This window comes from Actinokineospora inagensis DSM 44258 (genome assembly GCF_000482865.1).
Classification (GTDB): domain Bacteria; phylum Actinomycetota; class Actinomycetes; order Mycobacteriales; family Pseudonocardiaceae; genus Actinokineospora; species Actinokineospora inagensis.
The window spans coordinates 187,311-203,763 of the sequence record NZ_AXWW01000006.1; the positions used below are offsets into that span (position 1 = coordinate 187,311).

General features: G+C 70.9%; 15 protein-coding genes and 1 pseudogene. 1 reads left to right on the forward strand and 15 read right to left on the reverse strand.

What is annotated here, in order from left to right; all coding sequences use genetic code 11:
* Positions 1–9: 9 nt before the first annotated feature.
* The 13 genes from H504_RS0101985 to H504_RS0102040 form a co-directional block, all read right to left on the reverse strand.
* Positions 10–993 (reverse strand): substrate-binding domain-containing protein, encoded by a 984-nt coding sequence (locus H504_RS0101985; RefSeq protein WP_084467301.1) that lies wholly within the window; start codon positions 991–993, stop codon positions 10–12.
* A gap of 564 nt (positions 994–1,557) precedes the next feature.
* The gene (locus tag H504_RS0101990; protein WP_245614032.1) at positions 1,558–4,035 is read right to left on the reverse strand and encodes a type 2 periplasmic-binding domain-containing protein; all 2,478 of its coding nucleotides are present in this window, start codon (positions 4,033–4,035) and stop codon (positions 1,558–1,560) included.
* Positions 4,032–5,648, reverse strand: coding sequence for a phosphate ABC transporter substrate-binding protein PstS (pstS, locus tag H504_RS0101995; RefSeq protein ID WP_026421383.1), 1,617 nt, complete (start codon positions 5,646–5,648; stop codon positions 4,032–4,034). Before pstS ends, H504_RS0101990 begins: the two co-directional genes overlap by 4 nt.
* Positions 5,645–7,024, reverse strand: coding sequence for a phosphate ABC transporter permease PstA (gene pstA, locus H504_RS32905; RefSeq protein ID WP_245614033.1), 1,380 nt, complete (start codon positions 7,022–7,024; stop codon positions 5,645–5,647). Before pstA ends, pstS begins: the two co-directional genes overlap by 4 nt.
* Positions 7,024–8,046 (reverse strand): phosphate ABC transporter permease subunit PstC, encoded by a 1,023-nt coding sequence (gene pstC / locus H504_RS0102005; RefSeq protein WP_026421384.1) that lies wholly within the window; start codon positions 8,044–8,046, stop codon positions 7,024–7,026. Before pstC ends, pstA begins: the two co-directional genes overlap by 1 nt.
* A gap of 166 nt (positions 8,047–8,212) precedes the next feature.
* Positions 8,213–8,566, reverse strand: coding sequence for a hypothetical protein (locus H504_RS0102010; protein ID WP_026421385.1), 354 nt, complete (start codon positions 8,564–8,566; stop codon positions 8,213–8,215).
* Between the two features lie 131 nt (positions 8,567–8,697).
* On the reverse strand, positions 8,698–8,889 hold the full coding sequence (locus H504_RS40755; protein ID WP_157440154.1) for a hypothetical protein: 192 nt from the start codon (positions 8,887–8,889) through the stop codon (positions 8,698–8,700).
* Positions 8,890–8,906: 17 nt separating this feature from the next.
* Complete coding sequence (locus H504_RS0102015; protein WP_026421386.1) at positions 8,907–9,371, reverse strand: helix-turn-helix domain-containing protein; 465 nt, start codon at positions 9,369–9,371, stop codon at positions 8,907–8,909.
* Between the two features lie 350 nt (positions 9,372–9,721).
* Positions 9,722–9,991, reverse strand: a complete 270-nt coding sequence (locus tag H504_RS32910) for a DUF202 domain-containing protein (protein ID WP_035302994.1) — start codon at positions 9,989–9,991, stop codon at positions 9,722–9,724.
* Positions 9,988–10,332 (reverse strand): YidH family protein, encoded by a 345-nt coding sequence (locus H504_RS0102025; protein ID WP_026421387.1) that lies wholly within the window; start codon positions 10,330–10,332, stop codon positions 9,988–9,990. The genes H504_RS32910 and H504_RS0102025 overlap by 4 nt, the downstream gene beginning before the upstream one ends.
* Positions 10,333–10,430: 98 nt before the next feature.
* Positions 10,431–11,330, reverse strand: a complete 900-nt coding sequence (locus H504_RS0102030) for a 1-phosphofructokinase family hexose kinase (protein WP_026421388.1) — start codon at positions 11,328–11,330, stop codon at positions 10,431–10,433.
* Positions 11,327–12,181, reverse strand: coding sequence for a class II fructose-bisphosphate aldolase (locus tag H504_RS0102035; protein ID WP_026421389.1), 855 nt, complete (start codon positions 12,179–12,181; stop codon positions 11,327–11,329). The genes H504_RS0102030 and H504_RS0102035 overlap by 4 nt, the downstream gene beginning before the upstream one ends.
* Position 12,182: 1 nt before the next feature.
* Positions 12,183–13,031 (reverse strand): SIS domain-containing protein, encoded by an 849-nt coding sequence (locus H504_RS0102040; protein ID WP_026421390.1) that lies wholly within the window; start codon positions 13,029–13,031, stop codon positions 12,183–12,185.
* Between the two features lie 170 nt (positions 13,032–13,201).
* On the opposite strand from H504_RS0102040, the pseudogene H504_RS32915 reads away from it, so the two are divergent.
* Positions 13,202–13,750 (forward strand): annotated as a pseudogene (locus tag H504_RS32915) (class I SAM-dependent DNA methyltransferase); the annotation flags it as partial.
* A gap of 32 nt (positions 13,751–13,782) precedes the next feature.
* Here H504_RS32915 and eda read toward each other — a convergent pair.
* Both eda and edd read right to left on the reverse strand, forming a co-directional pair.
* Positions 13,783–14,397 carry a bifunctional 4-hydroxy-2-oxoglutarate aldolase/2-dehydro-3-deoxy-phosphogluconate aldolase gene (eda, locus tag H504_RS0102050; RefSeq protein ID WP_035302995.1) on the reverse strand — a complete coding sequence of 205 codons (615 nt, stop codon included), beginning with the start codon at positions 14,395–14,397 and terminating at the stop codon, positions 13,783–13,785.
* A gap of 11 nt (positions 14,398–14,408) precedes the next feature.
* Complete coding sequence (gene edd, locus H504_RS0102055) at positions 14,409–16,280, reverse strand: phosphogluconate dehydratase (RefSeq protein ID WP_026421392.1); 1,872 nt, start codon at positions 16,278–16,280, stop codon at positions 14,409–14,411.
* Positions 16,281–16,453 lie beyond the last annotated feature (173 nt).

The window sequence follows — 16,453 nt, forward strand, 5'->3', positions numbered from 1 at the left end:
AAGAAGTGGTTACTGAACCGGCTGGCCACAGGTCGGGTTCACACCGAAGCCGTAGCGGGTGATGACGTCGGTCGCCTTGCAGACGAGCGAGTCGCCGCCGACGAACACGGTGCTGTACGGCGCGACGGCGAGCTTGTCGGCCGGGATCACGTTGTAGACGTCGCGCTTGAGAATCGAGTTGGTGTTCATGTTGGTCGGCTGGACGTTGTCGATGGTGCCCAGCACGGCCTTGCCCTGAGCGGCGGGGGCGTTGCCGTAGACCTGCGAGTTGTAGACCGCGATCGAGTACGGGACCAGGTTCTTCACGTCGGTCAGGTAGGTGCCGACGTGCTCCTGGATGCCCTCGCCCGAGGCGTCCTTGTCGTTGACGCAGGAGTACTGGCCACCGACACCGAACAGGGTCGCCGAGTCGACGGTGCCCGACGGCATGACGTTCTTGACGAAGAACGACCGCGAGCCGGAGCCGAACTGCGGCGCCAGCGGCTTGAACGCGGTGTTCGCGCAGGTGTAGATGGCGGTCAACTGGAGCTTGGTCAGCTTCTTCGGCACCGAACTGTCGCTGCGGACCGCGTAGGTCAGCGCGTCAACCGCGAACGGGATGAACTTCAGGTTCGGGTTGGTCGCGGCCGAGTTCGACGACGAACGGGCGAACTGCACGCAGTTGGTGCCCGCCTGGATGTCGTTCTGCAGCGCGGTGACGCCGCCGCCGGAGTTCTCCGGGCGGGCGATGCTGCACGCCGGGTTGGTCGCCGGGTCCTTGGTGACGATCTGGGCGCTGCCCCGGGCGTCGTACGAACCCAGGACCTTGACGCCGTTGACGGTGACGGAGTCGGCCAGGCCGTTGAGCACGGTCTGGGTGGTGTCCGAACCGACACCGACGAGGTCGCGGTACGTGGGCGGACCGGTCGGGTCGGCCTGCGCGTTGCCCGCGAGCAGACCCGCGAGGGCCGCGGTGGCGGCCGCCACCACGATGAAACGCTGCTTCTTGCTCACTACCTGTATCCTTTTCTTCGCAGTGGTGTGCGTACTGCTGTCCGCACACGTCCCGGTGGGCTGGTTCACGCCGTTGACCACCGGGTCCACGCAACTGGTCCGCCCGGTCCGTTGGCGGGAGTGGCGACTCCCGTCACGGGCCGGTCGGCCTCATCACCCCCTCGCACACGACCGCCCGGTCCCGGCGAAGTTGTCCGGACATCGGGTGTATCGCGTGGAAGGTGGCGGCCTCGGTGCCTTTACATGACGGGGTGACGAACAGGGCGTTCGCAACAGACTGTCCTATCCAGACAGTCCGGACCCCGGTCACGGCAGGCCGACCCGCAGCGCTGCGAACAGCCCGGTCTGCCCCCGGTACACCGTTTGACACCGCGCCGTAACGGGCACTGTCAAGGCGGGGGAAGCCGAACCCGGCATCGGTGTGGGCGTCTGCACCGCGAACAGCGACGACTCGATCACAAGCCGGGTCGGTGGTTCGCGGAAAACCTCGGTAGGACGGCACAGGTGACGACAGGTGTCGACGCGGTGACCGCACGCGGCGGACCCGTACACGCGGTAAGGCCATCAGGTCCTCGCCCGGGAGCCGTACTGGGCGAGCAGCGGACCGCCGACGGTGGCCAGCGCGCCGGTCACCAGCAGACCCGCGAGCAGGTAGCGCAGCACCCAGCCGACCGGGGTGGACGGGGTGTCCTTGCTCTGCGCGACCGGCTTGGTCTCCGCGGTCGCGGCACTGCCTGCGGCAGGCGCCGGACCGGGCGCGGGCACCGCCTGCGGGGCCGGGGGGTTGGCGGCGTCACCCGGCAGGGCACCGCCGGTGTTGGTGCCGCCCGAGCCACCGGTGCTCGTCCCCGGGGTCGAGGTGCCGCCGCCGGTCTCGGCGGGGGCGGGCGGCTTGATGCCCGCGTCCCGCTCGATCACCTTCGCCGTGGCCTCGGCCTGCTCGCGCATCGCCTGCGGCAGCGGGACGTAGCCCAGCGGCAGCTTGCCGATGCCCTCGCCGTTCTGCTGCCCGCCGTTGGTGGTGTACCGCAGGAAGGTGGCGAAGTCCTTGCCCAGGTCCTTGCTGATCATCGACGGGGTGGTCGCCGCGTAGGTGACCGCGGGCAGCGGGTAGGCGTTGTCCGCCTTGGCCTGGGTGTTGGTGACCCGCACCCCGGCGACCGGGGTCGAGGTCATCTCGGCGACACCGGCGAGGATCGAGTCGGCGGTGGGGGCGACGAACTTGCCCGCCGCGTTGCGCAGCTTCGCGGTGTAGAGGCCGTAGCGGGCGGCGGTGGCGGTGTCGACCACGGCGAGCATCGCGCGCTTGCCGACCACCTGCCTGCCGACCCGCTGGTACGCGGGCAGGCTCGGGTTGTTCGGGTCGTGCTGGCCGTTGGGCTCCTTGCCCAGGCTGTCGCCGCGGTTGACCGAGCGGCCCGCCTCGTGCATGTCGGCGGCCAGCGGGCGGCGGGTGCCGGTGCAGATCGGCGCGACCACGCTGTTGACCTTGATGTCGACGCAGGTCTGGTCGGCCTTGGGGAAGTTCGTCACCGGCAGGGACACGCCCTGGAAGTTCTTGTTGACCTTCATGCCCCACTGGTCGGCGGTGCCGTTGAGCCAGGCGCGGGCGTCCGCGTCGGCGTTGACGTACTCCCACAGCGTGGACGTGGCGTCCATGTCGACCGAGGAGGCGAGCGCGTCGACGGTCTGCATGGTGAACGAGTAGTCCGCGAACGACGGGTTGAGCGCCTGGAACTCGGGGTCGTTGCTCAGCCGGGTCGGGTTGCCCTTGAGGTAGGCCTGCGCGCCGGGCACCGAGTCCGAATAGGACTGGGTGAGCAGCTTGGCGATCAGCCGGGGGTTCAGGTTCAGCTCACCGATCGGCTGGCCGTCGTTGGCGATGACCTCCGGTGGCGCGTCGACCCTGGGTTGTCGCTCCATGATGAACGCGACCGTGTACGCCGACACCGCGACCGGCGCGTACACCGGTGGCTGCCCGGTCGGCACCGTCGCCGGGTCCGCCGGTCGGGCCAGGAACACCATGCCCGGCTCGTCGCTGACCAGGATCTCGCGGGCCTGCCGGTCCGGCATCTGGACGAACCCGAAGACCGGGCCGGTGCCTGCGCACAGCGCGGGCTGCCAGCGCAGCACCGCGTCGGCGATGAACTCGTCGCCGGAGAGCGGCCGCTCCGCCCGGCCCAGCGCGCACGCCTCGCCGACCGGCAGGAAGTCCAGCCGGACCGGTGGCAGCCGGTTGTCCCAGTTGGACTGCTGCAGCGGGGAGGTGTCCAGGTAGTTGTGGTAGTGCCCGCCCGGCTCGCCGACCTTCTTGCCGTTGACCTCGGTGTCACCGCGCGGGACGACCACCAGCCAGCAGTTGCGCGCCTTGCCCGCGTCGGCGCCGCTGGAGCGCACCCGGCCGCAGTCGAGGCCCGGCGCCTCCAGGGTGGTCTGGACCTCGAAGTCGAGCTGACCGGTGCCGTTCTGCTGGGTGACGGCCTGCTGCACCTCGTTGGTGGTGCTGGCGTCGAAGTACCGCCCGTAGCCGGGTTCGCTGCTGGTCGTCGGGTCGCCGCTGACCGGGGTGAACGGCACGTAGGTGGCCAGGCCCGGTTTCTCGGTCTGCTGCGGCAGCTTCTCGTTGGGGTCGTGCAACTGCTCGGTGTAGCTGATCGAGCGCGACCACATGGCGGCCGAGTCGTAGGTGCCCAGCGGGGTGCCGTACTGGCACTGGTCGCGGCGCGGCCCGGTCGGGTCGTCGCCCCAACACTGCATGATCTGCAGGTAGTTCTTGCCCCGGGTGGAGTCGGTGGGGGTGCCGCCGGTCCAGGCCAGGTGCACGGTCTGGTTGATCAGGTCCTTGGTCTGCGACACGGTGAACTTCAGCGACGAGAACGCGCCCGCGCCCTGCACGGTCACCTTGGACGGGGTGTCCACCGCGGTGGGCGGCGCCTCGGCGACCGCCCGGCTCGGCAGCACGATCACCGTGGCCAGGGCCAGCATCACCAACGCGAGCAGCAACCGGCCCGCGCGCTCCCCGGTGGAGATCCGCCTGATCACGACTTCCTCCGCATGAATCGCGCCACCAGCGGTGGTCCGGCGACCACCATGACCATCAACACGACGGCCACGACGATCAGCAACGTGCCGTCGTCCTGCGGCAGGCTCACCGACACCGGGACCGCGGACACCGAGCCGTCCGACCCCCCGTCGCCGGTGGTCCCGCCGTCCGCGGCTGTGCCGTCACCCGAGGTCGTGTCACCGCCGCCGCCCGACGCACCGGCCGCTCCCCCGGTTCCCGGGGTCGTCCCGCCCGTGTTGGTACCCGCGCCGCCGGACGAACCACCGCTCGACGTGCCACCGGTGCCACTGGTGCCGCCGCCGCTCGCCGCGGGCTTGCCCGAGACGTCGCACTGGGTCGGGCCACCCTTCTTGTCACAGGCCGTGGGGTGCGGCGCGGTGACGGCCAGCGTGTTCGTGCCGTTGTTGGAGAACGTGGGGTTGTTGCACTTGCCGATGTCGGTGGGCTTCTTCGTCGAGCCGGGGATCTTGGCCACCTGCTCCAGACCGGCCTGCACCAGGTTGATCGGCAGCGGCGAGAAGCCGAGCCGGTCGGCGGACTGCTGGCCCTCGCAGAGGAAGTAGTAGGCGAAGTCGGACAGCGTCCGACCCTTCTGCTCGTCGAACTTCCCGGTCACCACCGTCGGCAGGATCATGTAGCTGTAGCTGGACATCGGGTAGGTGCGGTCGTCGCCGTCGCTGTAGACCTGGGTGAGGTCCTGGGTCAGGTCGGTCGGGTTGATCTGCGCCTTGAGCAGCGCCACGGCGACCGCCTGCGCGGTCGGGCTGACGTAGAAGCCCGCCTGGTTCAGCAGCTTGGCGACCGGGAAGCCCGCGTTCTTGGCGTAGGAGTACTCGACGTAGGTGATCGAGCCCTCCGACTGCGCCTGCCGCACGTAGTTGGAGACGCCGATCGAGCCGTTCTGCGCGATGATCCCCTGGTACGACGGGAAGTTCGAGGTGAACCCGCACGGGGTCTGGGCGCGGCCCGCCTTGTGGCAGAAGTCGTCCCAGATGCCGCCGTACCGGTTGGCCATGTACGCGGTGAACTGGGCGCTGGACCCGGAGCCGTCGGAGCGCACCACCGGGATGATCTGGCGGGCGGGCAGCTTCAACGACGGGTTGTCCGCGGCGATCTGCGGGTCGTTCCACATGGTGATGTTGCGGGTGAAGATCTTGGTGACCGTCTCGCCGGAGAGCCGCAGGTTGGTCACCCGCTTGCCACCGATGTTGATGTTGTACATCAGCGAGGTGCCACCGGCCACGATCGGCATGTAGGAGTAGCTGCCCGCGGGCGGCGGGTAGTCCTTGACACCGGCGTCGGTCAGGCCGTAGGGGATCTCGGAGACCGCGAAGTCGACCTGGTTGTTCTTGAACTGGTTGCGGCCGTCGGTGGAGCCGGTCGCGGCGAAGTTGACCCGGATGCCGAACTGCTGGACGTTCTTGCGCCACTGGTCGATCGCGTTGAAGCTCCACGTCGAGCCCGCGCCGCTGATCGGCACGTAGCCCTGCGCGGACGCGGTCGGGGCGAACCCGATCAGCACCACGCCCAGGGTCACCAGCACGGTCAGCAGTGCCGCCGCCCGGCCGCGCGGGCGTGCCTGCGGTGTCATGACGAGACTCCTTGCTGCGGTTTCGGGGTCGAGCGGAACGCGGGGCGGGGGTTGAGGAGCTCGTCGGTCAGCGGGTTGGCGGGCGCCCGCTTGGCGGCGATGTAGCGCTCGCGGTCGCGCACCGACTGGCGGTCCCGGCGGCGCGACTGCCCCGCGGAGAGCTGGCCCGCGCCGCGGCCGCCGATGATCCTGGCCAGCCCGAACAGCACGAACACCAGCAGCAGCAGCACCGTGGCGGCGCCGAACGCGCGGATCCGCATGGTCTCCTCCGAGGAGGACACCATCTGGAAGGTGGCCAGCGGCAGCGAGACCTGCGGGTCGACGAACGGGTTGAGGTTCAGGTACGGGGTGAAGCCCGCCGCGATCAGCACCGGCGAGGTCTCGCCGACACCGCGCGCGGTGGCCAGCAGCACGCTGGTGGTCAGGCCGGACCGGGCGGTGGGCAGCACGACGTGCCAGGCGGTGCGGAGCTGACCGGAGCCCAGCGCGAGCGAGGCCTCCTTCAGCGACGACGGCACCAGCCGCAGCACCACGTCCGCGGCCCGGATCATGATCGGCAGCATCATGATGCTGATCGCGCAGCCCGCGGCGAAGCCGGACCGCTCGAAGCCGAGCAGCAGGATCAGCGAGGCGTAGATGAACAACCCGGCCACGATGGACGGCAGCGCGGTCATCGCCTCGACGATGGTGCGCACCAGCCGGGTGAACGCGCCGCGGGTCTCGTTCAGGAACACCGCGGTGGTCAGTCCCAGCGGGACGGTGATGATCAGCGCGATGGAGATCTGCTCCAGGGTGCCGACCGCGGCGTGCAGGATGCCGCCGAGCTCAAGCGGGTCCAGGGTGCCCGCGTCGGCCATGTCCTGGGTCCAGAAGTTGCTCAGCCAGATGACCCGCCAGCCCTTGATCACCGGGTAGGCGATGATCCACACCAGCGCCGCGAAGACGAGCAGCGCCGCGCTGTGCACCACCGCGGAGACCAGCTTGTCCCGCACGATCAGCGCGTCCTCCTCCAGCGACACGAGCAGCGCGTAGAGGGCGAGGAACAGCGGGTAGGCGATGGCGATGAAGCCGACCACGCCGGAGAACGGGGCGATCTGGTCGAACAGCACACCGGTCAGCGCCACCGACGCGACCAGCGCGCCGATCATGGCGACCACGTCGGTGCGGCGGATCGACCGGGTGTCCCGGCGCACCTCCGGCTTCAGCGGTCGCGGCGCGGCGGCGGCCGGGGTGGGTCCGGTGTGGACGGTGGTGACCGGCTGGGTGGCGTCCGGCTCGGCGTGGTGGCGACCGCCGGGCACGGTGAGCGGCAGGGTCACCTGCTGGGACTGCGCGGGTTGCTGGGAGTGCACGGTGGGGTGCTCCGTCGTCGACATCAGGCGTCGCTCCCCTGGCCGGAGCGGCTGCGGGCGATCACCGCGGAGGCGGCGAAGTTGACCACCAGGGTGAGCATGAACAGCGCGAGACCGGCGGCCATCAGCGCGCCGAGGCCGAACGGGCTGGCCGCGCCCCACTGCTGGGCGATCAGCGCGGACACCGAGTTCGCGCCCGCCCCGAGGATGTGCGGCTGGATCACGAAGATCGGCGAGATGATCAGCGCGACGGCGATGGTCTCGCCGAGCGCCCGGCCGAGGCCGAGCATGGTGCCGCCGATCATGCCGCTGCGCCCGAACGGGAGCACGACGCTGCGGATCATGCCCCAGCGGGTGGAGCCGAGCGCGTAGGCGCCCTCGCGCTCGCCCTGCGGCGCCTGGGTGAACGACTCGCGCATCACCGAGCAGATGAACGGCATGATCATGAAACCGACCACCAGCCCGGCCCAGAAGGTCGAGGTGGCGTAGACGGTCTCCGGCGAGAGCGGGTTGTCCGGGTCGGCCTGCGGCACCGACAGGAACGGGATCCAGCCGAACTGGATGGACAGCCAGCGCGGGATGTCGGTGCCCCGCCACTGCAGCAGGGTCGAGCCGAACAGGCCGTAGACGACGCTGGGCACCGCGGCCATCAGGTCGATCGCGCTGGTGAGGAACCGCTTGAGCCAGCGGGGCGCGTACTCGGAGATGAACAGCGCCATGCCCAGGGCCAGCGGGAAGGCCACCACCAGGGCGACCGAGGCGATCAGCAGCGTGCCGACCAGCACCGCGGCGATGCCGAAGTTGCGCGAGTCCGGCTGCCAGGTCTGCGTGGTGAAGAAGCTGAACCCCGCCACCGAGAACGCGTCGAGGCCGCGGATGAGCAGGAAGACGCCGACCGTCGCCATCAGACCGAGCACGGTGAACCCGGCGCCGCGCAGCACACCGCGGAACACCCGGTCGATGCCGCCCGGGAGGGACACCCGCCTGCGCGGGGCGTCCGGGGTCGCGTGCCCGACCGGGTCGGGCACGTCGATCAACTGGGTCATCTGGGGTTGCTCCGAGTCCGCGGGTGCCGTACGGGCGTGACGCGGGCAAGCCAAGGCTGCCGAGTTGTCCGCCGCTGAATGCGAGCGTGAACAACGGACGAACGACTACTCTTCGCACATCCCGGATAGGCCAAACGGAAGCGCTGGGAATAGGCGGTTGTGCGCATCAGAAATGCACCACTCGCGGGAGGTCCGCGACCGGGGAGTTGGCGACGAGTCCGAGGAAACTGCGGCACGCGTACTGCGCCTGCACGCGCCGGTGGTACTTGCGGCTGGAGACGGCGAGATCGCTGCCCGCCAACCGGACGCGCCACGACCACAGTTGCGAGGGGGTCTCCCTGGCGGTGGTCGCGGAAATCTCGGACAATCGGGTGCGCAGCTCGAGCAGTGCCCGCGAGCACATCTCGGCGTCGGAGAACCGGTGTGCGGCCTGGCCGAGGCTGCGGTTGTTAGCGGAGAGGAATCGCCAGGTCACCGCGTCGTCGGTGGATCTGTAGATCTGGAAGCGGGCGACCGCCATCGGGTTTCTCCCATCAACTGGTACACCCCGACGTCTGCGCGAATCGTCTGGTTCGCCGGTGGCAGGCAGAACAAGGACAGATGTCGCACAGGTTGCGATCACGCTCACGACGGACGACGGCGCACCAATTGTCACAATTCGGAAACCAGATGTAACGCTTTCGCGGTTATAAACCGCGTGCGGTGGCGGAAAATCACCACCGGATGATCAGGTAAAAGGCGTAAACACGCACAGACGGTACCGATCACGTCACGCAGCAGCGCGGCGGCAACCTTTTCGCTCGAACCTGGGTCCGCATTCTTCCGGCGCGTTCGCGCCGACACCGGGCGAAGCGTTCTGACTACTCTTCGGAATTCTCACCGGAACGGAGCATCCGGACCAGCTCGACGGTGCCGACGCCGCACAGCGCGGCCAGCGACTCCAGCGCGCCGATGTCCAGGTCGCGGGAGTTGGCGGCGTGCCTGGCCACCTCGGTGGCCGCCCAGCGGCGGGCCGGGGCCAGCTCCGGGTGCCGGTCGTTCGCCAATTCGCTCAGGTCGACCTTCAGCGACGCCGGGTACTCCTCGTGGCTGACCTGGTCGTGCACCCGCTCCAGCAGGTCGTGCGGGGAAGCCTCCAGCGCGGTGCACAACTGCACGAAGCGGACGACGGTGCAGGACCGGGTGCCGGTCTCGTAGGACGCCAGCGCCTGCGCCGAGAGCTCGTTGGGCAACCGCTGCACCAACTGCGCCCGGGTCCAGCGCCTGCGCATGCGCAACTGCTGCAGCTCGCGCCCCAGCGCGCGCTGGTAGGCCACACCGTCCACGCCAGTTCCCCCGTCCCGAATCCACACCGCGCCACCCCTGGGCAGCGCGCTGACCTGCGGTTTCCCCGATTGTTGACACGTTACGCACATTTGCGCGCGACGCACCCCGCACGGGCAGGTTGTTCCACCATCGAGTGAGACCGCACCGGGTGAACTACACACTGCGTAGAGGTGGCCTGGACCACTGCCTTACCGGCCGGTAGGTCTGGACCAGCGCCATCCGCCAGCGGATACTTCCCTGGCACCAGGCTCAACGGGACCCGCGTCGAGGCCCGTCGCCCCCCTCCTTCGACGGGGCGGGACCCGAGCGAGTGCGCGCCCGGGGTCGGTGGTGCCGCACCGGCCCCGGGTCACCCGCTCAGCAGGGTGAGCACCGTGACGACGCCGGGGGCGACCGCGAGCAGACCGGTCCACGCGGGCAGCGGCCTGTCCTGTTTCCGGTAGCGCGCGGCACCACAGAGGACCATCGTGAGCGCGCAGGTCATCACCGCGAGCCCGCCGACCAGTCCGGGAAACCCGTGGTGACCGTGCATGAGCAGCGCGCCGACGGCCGCGCAGGACAGTCCGGTGCGGGTCCAGGCGAGCCGGGTCCGCTCGGCCTGCAGCCCCCGGTCGGTCACCGCCCGACCACGACGAGCACCAGCACGGCCAGCGCTATCACCGTCACCCCGCCTGCCAGCAGCGGCACCTGCCGCCCGTCCGGCAGCGGCTGGTCGCGCCTGATCGCCCGCTGGACCGCGCGCCACCGGTGGTGGCTCGACCCGGCCAGCGCGGTCCCCAGCACGACCAGGCCGACGCTGATGCCGTAACGCAGCGCCGGGACGCCGAGGTCGGGGAGGTACTGCCACACCGCGACCCCGCCCGCCACGAGCGCCAACGCGGTCCGCACCCAGGCCAGGAAGGTCCGTTCATTGGCCAGGGTGAACCGGTAGTCCGGTTCCCTCCCCGTCGACTCGCTCATCCAGGCACCACCCCTCCACCGGGGATGGTAGGTGATTACGCCGCCGCCCAGAATGGACAGCGCGCCACCTCACACCGGATTCGGGGTTAATGCGGCGTTCAGATCGGCGAAACAGTGACCTCGTTCTCCAACTCGGCGAGAACGTCCCAGTCGACGCTGCCCGCCAGCGGCGCGGCGACCGCGGCCCCCGACCACGCGACGGCCAACCGGAGGCGTTCCGGCCAGGTCAGGCCGGTGCGGATGCCGAAGGCGAGCGCGGCGACGGCGGCGTCACCGGCGCCGGTGGGGTTTCCGGCGACCGGTTTCGGCAGCGCGGCCCGCCATTCACCGTCGGGGGTCGCCGCGATCGTGCCCTCCGCGCCGAGGGACACCACGACGGTTTCCGCGCCGAGCGCCCGTAATTCCCGCGCGCCTTTGAGCGGGTCGTCGTGGCCGACCGCCGCCGCCAATTCCTCGGCATTCGGCTTGACCACCGACACGCCTGCCTCGGCGGCCGCCAGGAGAACCGGGCCACCGGCGTCGACGACGGTCGGGACGCCGTGCGCGAGCCGCACGAAGCCCGCGTACGTGTCGACGGGGGCGTCGAGCGGGAGGCTGCCCGAACAGACCAACACGTCGGTGTTCGGGAGGTGGGACCGGACGAGGTCGCGCAACCGGGCCCAGTCGGCGTCGGCGAGCGGCCCGCCGGGCTCGTTGAACATGGTGGCCTCGTCGGCGACGACGGCGATGGTCATCCGGGTGGCGGCGGCCACCGGGAGGAGCTCGTGCGGCAGCCCGGAGTCGATCAGGTCGGCGCGCAGCGAGTCGCCGAGGATGCCGCCGACCGGGCCGAGCGCCAGCGTCGGCACCCCCTGGTCGTGCAGCACCCGGCTGACGTTGAAGCCCTTGCCGCCCGCGCGCTCGAACACCGCGCCGATGCGGTGGGTGTGGCCGGGGCGGAGCCGGTCGACGCGGTAGCTGACGTCGAGGGCGGGGTTGGCGGTGACGGTGAGGATCATGCCGGGGTCCCGATCGTCTGTGCCGGGACCGCGCGCAGCGCGCCCAGCAGCCTGCTCACCTCGGCGGCCACCGCGGTGCGGGCCGGGCCGAGGTACTTCCTGGTGTCCACTGTGGACGTTTCGTGCAGCGCGGCGCGGACGCTCGCGGTGAACACGGCGTTGAGGTGCGTGGCGATGTTGACCTTCCGGATGCCCGCGGCCACCGCGGCGGCCAGGTCGTGCTCCGGCACACCGGACGACCCGTGCAGCACCAGCGGCACCGGGACCGCCGCGCGGATGGCGGCGATCAGGTCCAGGTCGAGCACCGCGTCCTTGGTCACCATCGCGTGCGAGGTTCCCACGGCGACGGCCAACGCGTCCACGCCCGTCGCCGCCGCGTACGCCGCCGCCTCGGCCGGATCGGTGCGGACACCGGGGGCGTGCACGCCGTCCTTGCCGCCGATCTCGCCCAGCTCAGCCTCCACGGCGACCCCCGCGTCGTGGCACTGGCGCACCACCGCGGCCGTCCGCGCGACGTTCTCGGCGTACGGCGAACGTGACGCATCGAACATGACCGACCCGACCCCGAGCCGGATGCCTTGCGTCACCAGGGTTTCCGACTCGACGTGGTCCAGGTGCACGGCGACCGGGACCGCGGCGGCCTCGGCGACGGCGAGGGTGGCGAGCGCGATCGGCCGCAACGCGCCGTGGTAGCGGACGCAGTTCTCGCTGATCTGCAGCACCACGGCCCGCCCGGCGGCCTCGGCTCCAGCGACGATGGCCTGCGCGTGTTCGAGCTGCACGACGTTGAACGCCAGGACCGCGTGCCCGGCGGCCGCGTCCAGGATGGCGGCGGTGGGGACGAGCGCCATGTCAGAGGATGACCGAGCGGGTCAGGTTGCGGGGCCGGTCCGGGTCGAGCCCCCTGGCGCGGGCCACCGCCACCGCCAACCGCTGGGCGACGACGAGGTGCGCCATCGGGTCGAGATCACTGTGCACGAACTCGGCGCCGGTGGCCGCCACCTGCTCCGGTAAGCCCAACGGCGGCTGCCCGAACACCCAGGTCAACCGGTTCGGCTGCGCGATGCTGATCGGCCCGTGCCGGTACTCCATGGCCGGGTAGGACTCGGTCCACACCCCCGCCGCCTCCCGCATCTTGAGCGCCGCCTCGTGCGCGATACCCACGGTCCACCCCCGCCCGAGGAACGTGACCTGCTCGACGGTGGCCCAGCGGTCGACATCCACGTCCAACGCCCGCTCGGCATCAGTGATCGCTTGGCTGAGGTCTTCGCCCAGGGAGGTCCGCAGCAGGGCCAACGCCGTCGTCGCGAACCTGGTCTGCACGACCGACCGCTCATCGGCGAAGTCCAGCACGATGGTCTCGTCGGCGTGCTCGGCCGCGGGCGAGTCCGCGACCCCGGTGATCACGGTGGTCGGCTGGGTGGCCTTGCTCAACAGGTCGACGACCTCCGTCGTCGTCCCGGACCGGGTGATCGCGACCACCCGGTCGTAATCCCGGTCCAACAACGCCTCCGACGCCGCGAACGCGTCGGTCCGCCCGCGCCCCGCGCCTTCCCGCAACCCCGCGTACGCCATCGCCACGAACCAGGAAGTCCCACACCCCACCACGGCGACGCGCTCCCCACCCGCCGCCACCTGCACGGCCGGAACCCGCCCCCAACACCCCGGCTGACTCGCGATCTCATCCTCGACGTACGCCATGACACCGACCCTTCTGCTCACAACTGCACACTTACGACGATCACCGTGCATGTGTGCGCAGCCGCGGCACCAGGGTATCAGGAAGAGGGGGTCAGAGGTCTACACCAATCTTGGCTCTTGTGGCGTCGCTCGGTGTCGAGGGCCACCCCGCGTCGCCTACCGTTCCCAGCATGGTCGACTGGCTCGCCGACACCCGCGCCTCTTACGACACCGTCGCTCAGAGCTATGCCGACCAACTGCGGGACGCGCTCGCGGAGAGACCCTATTTGCGTGGGGCTTTGGTGACGTTCGCGGGCCTGGTGGGGGCGGGGCCGGTGGCGGACATCGGGTGCGGACCCGGCCATGTGACCGGCCATCTCCACAGTCTGGGCGTGCCGGTGCGCGGGATCGACCTCTCCCCCGCGATGGTCGAGATCGCCCGTGAGAACCACCCCGGGATCAGGTTCGACGTCGGGTCGATGACCGACCTGCGCATCGATGGCGGGTTGGCGGGCGTGCTTGCCTGGTGGTCGTTGATCCACGTGCCGGATGACGAGGTTCCCGGGGTGCTCAGCGGGTTCCGGCGCGTGCTGCGCGACGGCGGCGTGGTCATGGTCGGCTTCCACACCGGTGACAGCGTCCACCTGAAGACGGCGGGTTACGGCGGTCACCCGATGAAAGTCAACGTCCACCACCGTCCCCCCGAACGCGTCAAGGACTGGCTGACCGCGGCCGGTTTCGCCGTCGAGGCGGAGTTGCTGATGGAACCCGGTCAGGCGGTGGTGTTCGCGCGCAGGGCTGAGGCTTGCCCCGCCAGCCGTTCGACCGTGGCGAGGTCGGTTGAGGCGGTCAGCCAGGAGCCGCCGACGCAACCGACGTTGGGGAGGGCGAGGTAGGCGGGGGCGGTGGTGGCGGTGATGCCGCCGGTGGGGCAGAAGCGGATGTCCGGGATGGGGCCCGCGATCGACTTCAGGAACGGGATGCCGCCCGCGGCTTCGGCGGGGAAGAACTTCAGTTCGCGGTAGCCGCGTTCGGCCAGCCGGAGGACCTCGGTGACGGTGGCGGCGCCCGGCAACACCGGCAGGCCGGTCGAGGCGGCGGCGTCGAGGACGGCGTCGGTGCTGCCGGGGGTCACGATGAAGCGGGCGCCCGCCTCCTTGACCGCCAGGGCCTGGGCGGGGGTCACCACGGTGCCCGCGCCCACCACGGCGTCCGGGACCTCGGCGGCGATCCGGCGGATCGACTCCAGGGCGGCCGGGGTCCGCAGGGTGACCTCGATGATCCGCACCCCGCCGCGCACCAGGGCGTTGGCCAGGGGCACGGCCTGGGCGGCGTCGTCGAGGACCACGACCGGGACGACGGGGGACATGTCGAGCAGGCTCAGCATCTGACTCTCCCTCACGCCGTGATGTCGGCGAGGTCGGGGGTTTGCACGTGGGCCGGGCCGAAGACGCTGGCACCGTGGTCGGCGGGGCCGACCGAGCGGCGCAGGGCCGCGAACAGTTCCCGGCCGGTGCCGGTCCACTCGGAGTCCGCGGCGGGGGCGTCGACCGGGTGGCGGGCGGCGAGGACGTCGGCGTCGACCAGCACGTCGACCCGGCCGGTCACGGCGTCCAGGCGGACAACGTCGCCGTCGTGGATCAGGGCGATGGGGCCGCCTGCCGCAGCCTCGGGGGTGCAGTGGATGGCGGCGGGGATCTTGCCCGACGCGCCGGACATGCGGCCGTCGGTGACCAGGGCGACCTGGTGGCCCCGGCTCATCACCGCGCTCAGGGCCGGGGTCAGGCCGTGCAGTTCGGGCATCCCGTTGGCGCGCGGGCCCTGTTGGCGCAGCACGATCACGACGTCCCGGTCGAGCTCACCGGCGCGGAACGCGGCCGACACGGCTTCCTGCGTGGTGAACACCCGGGCGGGCGCCTCGACAACGTGGTGTTGCTCGGCGACCGCGGACACCTTGATCACCGCGCGGCCGAGGTTGCCGGAGAGCACGCGCAGACCGCCGTCGGCGGCGAACGGGTCGGTGGCCGGGCGCAGCACGGCGGTGTCACCGGATGTGGTCGCGCCGTCGCGCCAGGTGAGGACCCCGTTCTCCAGCACCGGTTCCTGCCGGTACCGGTCCAGCCCCGGACCAGCCACAGTGGACACATCGGCGTGCAGCAGACCCGCGTCGAGCAGGGTGCCGACCAGGAACTGGACCCCGCCCGCGGCGACCAAGTGGTTGATGTCGGCGACCCCGTTGGGGTAGATCCGGGTGAGCAGCGGGACCACCGCGGACAGGTCCGAGAAGTCGTCCCAGGTGAGCTGGATGCCCGCCGCGGCGGCGATGGCGACCAGGTGCAGCGTGTGGTTGGTCGAGCCGCCGGTGGCCAGCAGCGCGATCACGCCGTTGACGACCGCGTGCTCGTCGACGACCCGCGAGATCGGCGTGTACTCGGGTCCCTGCGCGGTGATCGCGGTCGCCCGGCGACCGGCGGCCTCGGTGAGCGCGCGGCGCAGCGGGGTGCCCGGCGGGACGAAGCTGGCCCCGGGCAGGTGCAGGCCCATGACCTCGACGACCAGTTGGTTGGAGTTCGCGGTGCCGTAGAAGGTGCAGGTGCCCGGCGAGTGGTAGGACGCGGACTCGGCGGCGAGCAGGTCGTCGCGGGTGGCCTTGCCCTCGGCGTACGCCTGGCGGATCCGGGCCTTCTCGTTGTTGGGCAGGCCGGAGGCCATCGGACCGGCCGGGACCAGGATGGTCGGCAGGTGGCCGAAGGCGAGCGCGCCGATCAGCAGGCCGGGCACGATCTTGTCGCACACGCCGAGCAGCAGCGCCGCGTCGAACATGTCGTGCGCCAGCGCGACCCCGGTGGCCATGGCGATGACCTCGCGGCTGAACAGGGACAGCTCCATCCCCGCGCGGCCCTGGGTGATCCCGTCGCACATGGCCGGGACGCCACCCGCGAACTGGGCGACGCCGCCCGCCTCGCGGACCGCTTCCTTGATCCAGGCGGGGAACTCGAGGAACGGCTGGTGCGCGGACAGCATGTCGTTGTACGCGGACACGATCGCCACGCCCGGCACGCTGACCCCCTTGACGGCCAACCGGTCCGGCCCCGAGCAGGCGGCGAACCCGTGCGCCAGGTTGCTGCAGCCCAGCCCAGCGCGGGTCGGCGCCTCGGTGCGGGCCGCCGCCATCCGCTCCAGGTAGGCGGATCGGGTCGCGGCGCTGCGGGTGGCGATCCGGGCGGTCACCTCGGCGACAACCGGGTGCAATGGCACGCTCATCGTCATCTCTCCGGCCTAGTGTGTGTCTTGCCCCCAGGCGCGAACGACGACACTGGCGCGCACCCCGTGACACCGACGTTACCGAGCGGCCGAGCGCGCTGTCAAAATCGATTCAGCCCGCCGAACGCCCAGTTCACGGCCCGGTCACCGGCCGGACACCCCGGCGGTCGACCGGCCAC

Excerpts from the sequence above, each read along its gene's own strand:
- H504_RS0102040 (WP_026421390.1), bottom strand. The coding sequence starts at position 13,031 with ATGGCGTACGTCGAGGATGAGATCGCGAGTCAGCCGGGGTGTTGGGGG.
- pstA (WP_245614033.1), bottom strand. The coding sequence starts at position 7,024 with ATGTCGACGACGGAGCACCCCACCGTGCACTCCCAGCAACCCGCGCAG.
- H504_RS0102030 (WP_026421388.1), bottom strand. The coding sequence starts at position 11,330 with ATGATCCTCACCGTCACCGCCAACCCCGCCCTCGACGTCAGCTACCGC.
- eda (WP_035302995.1), bottom strand. The coding sequence starts at position 14,397 with ATGCTGAGCCTGCTCGACATGTCCCCCGTCGTCCCGGTCGTGGTCCTC.
- H504_RS0102035 (WP_026421389.1), bottom strand. The coding sequence starts at position 12,181 with ATGGCGCTCGTCCCCACCGCCGCCATCCTGGACGCGGCCGCCGGGCAC.
- edd (WP_026421392.1), bottom strand. The coding sequence starts at position 16,280 with ATGACGATGAGCGTGCCATTGCACCCGGTTGTCGCCGAGGTGACCGCC.
- H504_RS0102025 (WP_026421387.1), bottom strand. The coding sequence starts at position 10,332 with ATGAGCGAGTCGACGGGGAGGGAACCGGACTACCGGTTCACCCTGGCC.
- pstC (WP_026421384.1), bottom strand. The coding sequence starts at position 8,046 with ATGACCCAGTTGATCGACGTGCCCGACCCGGTCGGGCACGCGACCCCG.
- H504_RS0102010 (WP_026421385.1), bottom strand. The coding sequence starts at position 8,566 with ATGGCGGTCGCCCGCTTCCAGATCTACAGATCCACCGACGACGCGGTG.
- pstS (WP_026421383.1), bottom strand. The coding sequence starts at position 5,648 with ATGACACCGCAGGCACGCCCGCGCGGCCGGGCGGCGGCACTGCTGACC.